At 67.6% G+C, this 7,341-nt stretch carries 5 protein-coding genes and 1 pseudogene; 3 read left to right on the forward strand and 3 right to left on the reverse strand.

What is annotated here, in order from left to right; all coding sequences use genetic code 11:
* Positions 1-463, reverse strand: a 463-nt coding sequence (locus tag DB30_RS39580; protein WP_165704164.1) for an FHA domain-containing protein, incomplete at its 3' end; no start/stop codon positions are given.
* 153 nt (positions 464-616) lie between these two features.
* The gene (locus tag DB30_RS39585) at positions 617-2,353 is read right to left on the reverse strand and encodes a carbon starvation CstA family protein (protein WP_205633179.1); all 1,737 of its coding nucleotides are present in this window, start codon (positions 2,351-2,353) and stop codon (positions 617-619) included.
* A gap of 56 nt (positions 2,354-2,409) precedes the next feature.
* On the opposite strand from DB30_RS39585, the gene DB30_RS39590 reads away from it, so the two are divergent.
* The 3 genes from DB30_RS39590 (at position 2,410) to DB30_RS39600 (ending at position 6,765) form a co-directional block, all read left to right on the forward strand.
* Positions 2,410-3,927 (forward strand): TIGR02996 domain-containing protein, encoded by a 1,518-nt coding sequence (locus tag DB30_RS39590; protein WP_146662762.1) that lies wholly within the window; start codon positions 2,410-2,412, stop codon positions 3,925-3,927.
* A 90-nt stretch (positions 3,928-4,017) separates the two neighbouring features.
* Positions 4,018-5,856 (forward strand): hypothetical protein, encoded by a 1,839-nt coding sequence (locus tag DB30_RS39595; protein WP_052559188.1) that lies wholly within the window; start codon positions 4,018-4,020, stop codon positions 5,854-5,856.
* An 87-nt stretch (positions 5,857-5,943) separates the two neighbouring features.
* A complete protein-coding gene (locus DB30_RS39600) occupies positions 5,944-6,765 on the forward strand; it encodes a hypothetical protein (RefSeq protein ID WP_052559190.1) in 822 nt (273 codons plus the stop codon).
* A gap of 302 nt (positions 6,766-7,067) precedes the next feature.
* Here the strand turns inward: DB30_RS39600 and DB30_RS39605 are convergent.
* A pseudogene (locus DB30_RS39605) lies at positions 7,068-7,341 on the reverse strand (hypothetical protein); the annotation flags it as partial.

The raw sequence follows: 7,341 nt of genomic DNA on the forward strand, positions 1-7,341 counted from the left end.
CCTGCGGCGGTGCGCCGGGCGGGGCTCCGGGCGGACCGGGAGGTGCGCCGGGCGGGGGACCGAAGCCGGGCGGACCAGGCGGCGCGCCGGGTGGACGCGGTGGCATCCCGCCAGCTGGCATCCCGCCAACGGCGATCATGGTCTTGCCGGCGCCTGCACGCTGTGCCCCTTGGATGGACATCAGCGTCATCACCGTTTGACCGATCGAGAAGCCCTGGCCGGGCTCCATGGCGAATTCGGGGCTCCGCTGGCCACCAAAGAAGGTGCCGTTGGTACTTCCGAGGTCCTTGACGCGCACACCACCGTTCTCGAAGTGAATCTCGGCGTGGCGACCAGAAGACTGGGGATCACCGAGGACGATGTCGCCAGCCTCGCGGCCGATGCTTGTCACTCGGGCACCAATGTTGCGGGTCTCGGGGGGCTTGTTGACGTATTGGATCTTGAGAACGTAGTGGGTCGTCACTGGACGGCCTCCGCTGTGAGCGGCGAGCATCCCAACTGGCGCCATGCTGCGCAAGCCCCGTCTCACGGGTTGCCCGCGAGCCCCCCGAACTGTTCAGGAGCCCAAGAACGGATGGTTCCAGGTTTGTGTCGGCGCGGGCCGACCGCCGGCAGCTCAGTCCCCAGCGGGCGCATCGGGGTTCGCTCGGCGCTCGCGGAGCAGCCGAACGAAGAGCGCGAGTGACTCGACGCTCATCCACAGGATCAAGCCGCTCAGCACCACCGTCAGCCCAAACAGCAGCCAGTCTTGCTCGGCCCAGAACCCCAGCAGGTGCAGGACCAGCGAGAACCACGTCACGCCCATCACGAACAGCATCGGGATCACCAAGGGCAGGACCGGCCGGCGGCGCTGCCAGTAGTAGAGCGCCAGCACCAGCAAGGTCAGCGAGGCGATCATTTGGTTGCTGGCCCCGAACACCGGCCACAGCGCCCAGGCGGCCTCGCGCACGGCCCCGCTGCCATCGGACACCCGCAAGGTCGCAAGCAAGATCGCCGGCACCACCGCGATGAGTGTGGCCACGTAGGGGTTGGCCAGCGCCTTGACCTTCACGGCGTCGCCGACCTCCGCGATGATGAAGCGCTCGATCCGGGTCGCCGTGTCGAGGGTCGTCGAAGCGAACGAGATCACCAGCACGGCCATCAAGGTCTGGGCCAGCAGCGTCGAGATCCCCAGCTCTTGCAAGAACGCCGCGCCGCCGATCACGAACGCCGCCGCCTTGTTGCCCGACGCGTGGGCCCAGCTGTCGTAATAGACCGCCCAGCTGAGATCTTCTACGACGCCTTGCCCGGGCAGCGCACAGAACCCAACCAGGCCGATCCCCGCGACCGCGGCCATCGTAGAGGCCAGCGCCAGCGCCCCCTCGCCAAGCATGCTGCCGTAGCCGATCAGCCGCGCGTCGCTGAGCTTGTCGAGCTGCTTGGAGGTCGTGCCCGAGGACACCAGCCCGTGAAAGCCGGAGATCGCCCCGCAGGCGATCGTCACGAACAAGAACGGAAACATCGAGGGCGCGTCGTCGCCCGACATCCGCACGGCTGGCGCGTCGAAGTTGGGGTGGGCGACGAAGATCCCGAGGAACAGCAGACCCAGCCCAACCACGAGCTGGTGGCTGTTCACATAGTCGCGCGGCTGCAGCAGCAACCACACCGGCAGCAAGCTCGCGATGGCCGAGTACACGAACAGCCCCAGCAGCCAGGCCAGGTTGGCCTGCTGTAGGTCGAGCCCGGCCTTGGTCAGATCGATCGGGACCTTGGTGCCGACCCACACGAACACGTAGAGCACCACCAACGCGATCAGCGAAGGCACCAGCGGCGGCACCTGGCGCTTGTAGAGCAGCCAGCCGATCACCAGCGCGACCACGATCGCAATGTTGACCGGCAACACCGAGGTCGGGACCGCCATGAACAGCCCCGCGATCGCCATGGCGAACACCGCCAGCACCAGCCAGCTCAACACCATGATGAAGCACAGGAACATCAGGCGAACCCGATCGCTGACGACCTTGGCCGCGACGTCGGCGATCGACCGGCCCTTCTCGCGCACGCTGACGACCAGCGCGCCGTAGTCGTGGACCGCCCCCATGAAGATCGTGCCAAGCACCACCCACAGCAGCGCCGGCAGCCAGCCCCAGTAAGCGGCCACGCAGGGTCCAATGATCGGCGCCGCCCCGGCGATCGACGTGAAGTGGTGGCCGAACAGGACTGGGCGCTTGGTCGGGACGAAGTCGCTGCCGTCCTCGAGTTCGTGGGCGGCGGTGATGAAGGTGGGGTCGTCGTCCTGGTAGATCGTCCGGCCGAGGTAGCGGGCGTAGACTCGATAGGCCACGAGGAACGAGAGCAGTACCAGCGCGGTCACGACGGCGGCCATCGTTGGCAGTGTCGCAAACCGCCAAACCACCGACCAGAGGCGCTATGCTCCCGCTTCGCCTCGCGCCCATGGAGACCTACCGGATCCGCTACGTCAGCGGCGACAACCCAGCGCCCGCGCTCGAGCTGGTGTGCAACTTCATGGGTGTTGGCTTGCGCGAAGCCAGGGAGCTGGTTGGGACCCGCGGGGTGATCCTCGACAACGTCAGCGCCGCCGAGGCCCGGCGGGTGACCGAGCGCTTCGCCGCGATCGGTGCCGAGGTCGAGGTCGAGCCGATCTGGCGTCGCGTCTACGCCTACGATCCACGCGATCCTGCCCGCGCGGATCAGGTCATCCAGCGTCTGCGCGCTGGCGCCGGGGAGCTGGTGATCGACGAGGGACAGCTCGGCGCGCTGGTCGAGGGTGAGCCGCAGCTGTTCGCCGACAAGCGCCTGACCGAGCGCCGGCTCCTCGTCGAGCTCGATCGCTGGCGCGCCCGCGGACTCCAGCTGGCCGACAGCGAGATCCAGATCGTCGAGGCGCTCAGCGAGCGCGACCTCGCCCTCGAGACCGCGCTTCGCAACAACCCCGACGACGTCGCCGCGCACCTGATCTACGGCGACCTGCTGCAGACCCGCGGCGACGCCCGCGGCCAGCTGATCGCCCTGCAGCACGCGCGCAGCTTGGCCTGCGGCACGAAGCTGACCCAGCTCGAGGCGCGCGAGCGCGACCTGCTGGCGCGCCACGCCAGCCACCTGTTTGGCCCGCTGCGCTCGGTCGCGCAGGCCGTCGTCGTGCGGTGGTCGCTGGGCTTCATCGACGCGGCGTTCATTGGCGTTGGCCGCGGCCGCGCGATCCTGGCTCCGCTGCAGGCTTTGAGTGATCTGCTGCGGCTCCCGATCGCGGCGCGCATGACCTCGCTGGGTGTGACGAGCGCGCTGCTGAGCCGGGCGCAGCTCGAGCCGGTGCTGTGCAGCTCCGAGGTCGTCGCGTGCCTGCGCGAGCTCGAGCTTGGCGACCACGTCGCGGATGCTGGTTTTGCGTTGCCTGCCCGCCCAGAGCCCGCACCCTCTCGCAGGCAGCTCGGCTCCGCGCGCGAACACCCAAGCCTGACCCGGCTGTGGTCGCACCTGCGCAAGCTTGAAAAATTGATCTTGCACAGCGATCAGCCCCCGCTGCACGAGCTGCACTCGCCCACCCTCGAGCACCTCGAGCTGCACATGAACGGGCTGCGCGAAAGCTCGTCGCGGCGCTTCGTCCCGGGTCGCCTGCCGCGGCTGCGGACCTTGGCCTTGGAGTTCGCCAACGCCGACCGGGTCTCGCCGGCTGCGTTCGCGGATCTGCTCGCGCTGCCCGAGCTCGACGGGGTCACGGAGGTGACCTTGCGTCTGCCAAACAACCCGATCCCGTTCGCGCTCGCCGACGTGCTTGCGAGCATCCCCCGGCTGGCGACCCTCGCGAGCTTGGATCTATCGCGCTGCGTGGTCGACGAGCGGGCGATGCAGGCGATCACCCACGCGCGAGATCGCGGGCGCCTACCCAACGGTCTGCTCATGCCCACGCTGCTGCCACCGCCCACGTGAATCGTCCGGCTGGTTCACGGACCCCCCCATTGGACGGTGGCCTGCGCGGCTCGGTTGCTGCGAGCGCTCGCGCCGTGGTACCAGCGCGGCATGGGTCGACCGCTCGGCGCCAAGATAGTCGCCCCCGCTCTGATCAGCTTGGTGTGCAGCTGCTACCTGTTCAGCGACGAGCCCAAGGCCCGCAAGTCGTCCAAGGGCGGCGGTGACGAGTCCGCCCAAGCTGGGACCACGCAGGACGACGCTCCACCCGTCGCAGAGCAGCCCAGCCCCGAGGGCGAGGCCACCGACTGCCCAGAGCTGCTGACCGGCGTCGAGACCCAGGCGCGAACGATCGCCGCCGCCTGTCCGCCCGTGCACGTGCGCGGGCTGTACCGGATCGACGGCGGAACCCTCGAGATCGAGGCCGGCGTGCAGCTGCGCTTCGAGCCCGGCGCCGTGCTGGAGGTCGGGCGCGACAAGCCTGGGACCTTGAAGATCATGGGCACCCCCGAGCTGCCGGTGCGGCTGGTCGCCGACTCGGTCAGCGACAGCGGTGGGTGGCAGGGCGTCCGGCTGTATGCCCAGGCCGATGGTTCGTCGCTCAGCCACGTGGAGATCGCCAGCGCCGGTACGGCTGACCAGGCCGCGCTGTGGATCGTGGCCAAGCAGGTCCAGGTCGAGGGCTTGACGGTGCGCAGCTCGGCTTCGCTGGCGCTCGAGCTCGCGGGCGAGCGGGGCGTCGAGGTGCTTGGCGCTGCGCTGTCTGGTGTGGGCGTGGTCGCGCGGGCGACCCCAGCCGCCGCGGCCGGGCTGCACAACCTCACCCTCGAGCCCAAAGCGCTCGTTGCGATCTCGGCCGGTGCCGTGCACACAACACTCGAGTGGCCGCCAAACCCGTACCGGATCGAAGGCTTGATCCGCGTTGAAGGTGAGGCCCAGCGGCCCGCGCAGCTCAGCATCGCGCCGGGCACCACGCTGCAATTCACACCCGACGCCCGGTTTGTGATCGGCGGGTTTGGGCCGGGCACGTTCAGCGCCAGCGCCGGCAGCCCCGACGCGACTGGGGTCCCCGAGGGGGTCGATCAGACCATCAGCATGCGCGCGGCCGAGCAACAGCAAGCCGGCGGATGGGGTGGGTTGCACGTCCAGGATCAGGGCCAGCTGCTGCTTCGTAACGTCGAGCTGGCCCATGGGGGGGCGCGCGACGAGGGCGTGATCTTGGCGGAAGGCAGCGCTAGCTTGAGCCTGGATGGGTGCACGTTTCGCAGCGACTTAGTCGGCGTCGAGCTGCGCGGCGTGGGCGTGACGATCGAGAGCATGGCGAACAACGCCTTCATCGATGTTCCCGTCGCGTTCCGCACGACGCCAGCGCTGCTTGGTGCGCTTGGGGCAGACAATCGCTACGACGCGAGCGCGCAGATCCATGTTGAGCGCGGCAAGGTCGAAGCCGACGCGACCTGGGCCGCCCAGACCGCGCCGATCGTCATTCATGGCGACGTGTTCGTTGACAAGGGCGCGACGCTCACGGTCGCTCCGGGGTCGCGGTTGGGCTTTGATCCTGGCGTGATCTTGGGCGTGGGCTACTACGAGGCGGGCACGCTCGACATGCGCGGCAGCGAGGAGGCTCCGATCTTGTTGCAGCCTAGCCCACTCGTTGCGTCGCAAGCCGAGGCGGGCGCGCCTGATCCCGCGCCGGAGTCTTGGGGCGGGGTGGTGCTTGGCGCGCATGCGGTGAAGACCCGGTTTGAGCACGTGCACTTGCGCGGGACCAGCAACGATGCCGGGGTCGAGCTGCGCGATACGGCCGATGCCACGCTCGTGAACGTGGACTGCGCGAAGTGTGCGGGAGCGACCGTGAAGTGGGGGTGCGAGTCGACGATCGGGAACATCGGGGTGACCGCCAGCGATGGGACCCCGAAACCGATGGCTGCGCCTGCTGCGTGCAACTAGAGCTGATCCGTGCAAGTAGGCCTGCTCCGTGCAAAGCTAGAGTAGACGGGACAGAACATTTGGGCTGCTCGTTCGTCTGGGACCACGATGCCGCTGCTCGAGCTCGTCTTGTTGACCCACTCTCTGGTTGCTGCCGGTCACCTGGACGTTGACGTCGCCGCTGCTTATCGCGCGGTCCCGCAGGCTGCGACGCCTGCGAAGACGCTTGCGAAGACGCCTGCGAAGGTCCGGCCCGGGCCCGAGCCGTTTGTGTTGGTCGATGGTGTGCGCAAGGCGCCCGTGCAGTGGGTCGCGGGCACTCCTGCGACCCGGGCGACGCAGAAGATCTTCGACCTCGTTTCGCATATCGACGACACCCGCACCGACACGGTCTACAGCCACAGCACGAGGGTTCGGAGCAAGCAGGGGGTGTATCACTTTGACTGCTCCGGGATGATCAACTGGATGCTGGGGAGGGTTGGGAAGGCTGGGAAGGCTGCGCTCGAGACTCTGGACCGCGAGCGGCCTGTGGCTGCTACGTATGTGCGGATCATTAAGAAGGCGCCGACGCATCGGGGGCGCGGGGGGTGGCAGCAAATCGATGATATCGAGGATGTCGAGCCTGGGGATCTGTTCGCTTGGAAGCGGCCGGCGGACTGGCCCAAAGGGGGGAATACTGGGCATATTGGGGTGGTGATCGCCAAGCCGGCTGCGGTTGCGCATATTGAGAATGCGTGGGTGGTTCGGGTGATCGACTCTACTCGGTATCGGCATCAGGATGATACGCGGGGGGAGGGGGAGACTGGGTTTGGGAGGGGGACTTTGTTGTTTGTGACGGATGATGATGGGCGGCCGATTGGGTATGGGTGGCATGGGTCGGATAGCTCGGGGTTTTATCGTACGGAGGTGGTGTTTGGGCGGGTGCACTGAAAACGGGAAGATCCGAAAAAGACTGACCAAAAGGAAGATCCGGACTCGGAGTCTTCCCTGAAGATCCGGACTCGGAGTCTTCCCTGAAGATCCGGACTCGGAGTCTTCTCTAACCGTCAGCAGGCCGAGACCCGAGTCCGGCTCCGCCACCCCGCCCGAGTCGCAACTTCGCTCCCAATTCGGCCTTGCGAAGCCTAAAAATTGAGTCGAGTCGCCCTTCAACCTCGCGCTCAGCCCCGCCGAACCAATACACATCGACGGGATGGCTCGCGCGACCCCGCCGTCACTCTATCGACCATCCGCTAAGGCGCCCGCGCAGCCACTTCGACGCCCGCAAACCGCCGCAGCCAATACGTGCCCGCAGGAAACACCGCCGGCTCGCCCGCGAGCAACAACGCCCGGGCAGCCGCGTACTGCCGCTCCCACTCACGGTCCCGCTCGATCTCCGCCAGAACCGCCCTCTTGCTGTCTCCCGCGTGCTTGGGCGCAACCGTAAACCGCTCCGCAACAGCATGTGGCGTACTATTCCAGCGCTGCTTGGCGAGCTTTTGCAGCCCCATGAACCGTCGCCCTCGC

The organism is Enhygromyxa salina (assembly GCF_000737335.2).
GTDB classification, from domain to species: Bacteria; Myxococcota_A; Polyangia; order Nannocystales; family Nannocystaceae; genus Plesiocystis; species Plesiocystis salina_C.